Below are 1,344 nucleotides of genomic sequence, written 5' to 3' on the forward strand. Positions count from 1 at the left end.
GACTTATCGGAAGTCGGTTTCGTGAGGTCTATGGTTTAAAGTTCAATAATCCGAAGAATTTTCCTGTATTGCCTTCAAATGTTAAAAAATATGGTTTGTTTTCATCGTCAAAAACCATTAAATATGGTTTTTCTTGACCTGAAAATATGATTGTTACTTCATCTACAAGGTCATTAAACCATTGGTTTCTAACCTTAATATTAGGTTCTAAAGGAATTCTTATCATAAATCCTTTATTTGGAATAGGATTGTATTTAACACATACACCTGTTATGCCTTCAAGAAATTTCTCTGCCTCTTGCTGTAAATCAGTGTTCATTTGTAAAACTTTTATTACCTTACCTTTATTTATATCGAATATTTGTATTTGCTGATTAGTTTGAGCAATGCCATTTGTTGAAATTAGTTGGAAAACAAAAATACATACTAATACCTTTTTAAGCACTTCAACCACCTCAAAAGTATTGTCCCCCAAAAAATAAGGTGGTATTAGTAACAAGTTTATTAAAAAACAACAATCTTTTAAACAGCCTTATAAAAAGACTCCAATTTATTTTTGTAGTTTACATAATTTACGAAAGCGGAAGTTAAAAATTTTTAGTTTCTTGCTCAATTAAAGCACCCGTTCAACAAAGATAACTTAATTAGAATGGTCATTATGAGTTCTTTGTTTGTATTGCATGATTGCTCTTCTTTTTCTTTGCGGATTTTTACTATTTTAGTTAAATTCCAATAATTTGCAATTTTTTCCGTTTCCTGATATGATAAAGAAGAATTATTTTTGTTCGGTGTAAAGGATAGTATGAATATCGACTTTTCGTCTTGATGATACTTTGGGCAAGGATAGTAATACAATGTGTGGTAACACACTAGGAGGCAACAAAAATGGAACAAGGTACAGTTAAATGGTTTAATGCAGAAAAAGGTTTTGGCTTTATCGAACGTGAAAATGGAGACGATGTATTCGTACACTTCTCTGCAATCCAAAGTGACGGCTTCAAATCTTTAGACGAAGGTCAAAAAGTAACGTTTGACGTTGAGCAAGGTGCTCGTGGAGCTCAAGCTGCTAACGTTCAAAAAGCTGCTTAATCTTAAATCATTTATACAAACAGGCTCTTTATATAGGGCCTGTTTTTTTATGTTCTCTGTATAATACTCAATAAAAAACCCTACTCAACGTTCGAGTAGGGAGATGGTACAGGTAATGGTAAAAGATTAAAAGCTTCAAAGGTTTGTTTACAGTATAACATACTGGATTGACAATATGCGGAATGTATATAAGTTATTTATTTTTCTTTTCGAATACAACTACATTTTATTCTTTCTTTTTTCACTAACCTGCCC

The 1,344-nt window shown here is 31.6% G+C and carries 2 protein-coding genes; one reads left to right on the forward strand and one right to left on the reverse strand.

Translation table 11 applies throughout. The features are described 5' to 3' along the window. Nucleotides 1-28 precede the first annotated feature (28 nt). Entirely contained in the window at nt 29-445 is a 417-nt protein-coding gene (locus AAHB12_RS31070) for a hypothetical protein (RefSeq protein WP_342048929.1), read from the reverse strand. Between the two features lie 440 nt (nt 446-885). Here AAHB12_RS31070 and cspC point away from each other — a divergent pair, with 440 nt between their 5' ends. Continuing rightward, entirely contained in the window at nt 886-1,089 is a 204-nt protein-coding gene (gene cspC / locus AAHB12_RS31075; protein WP_003328189.1) for a cold shock protein CspC, read from the forward strand. The last annotated feature ends 255 nt before the right edge of the window (nt 1,090-1,344 follow it).

It is taken from the genome of Bacillus sp. OTU530, assembly GCF_038440375.1.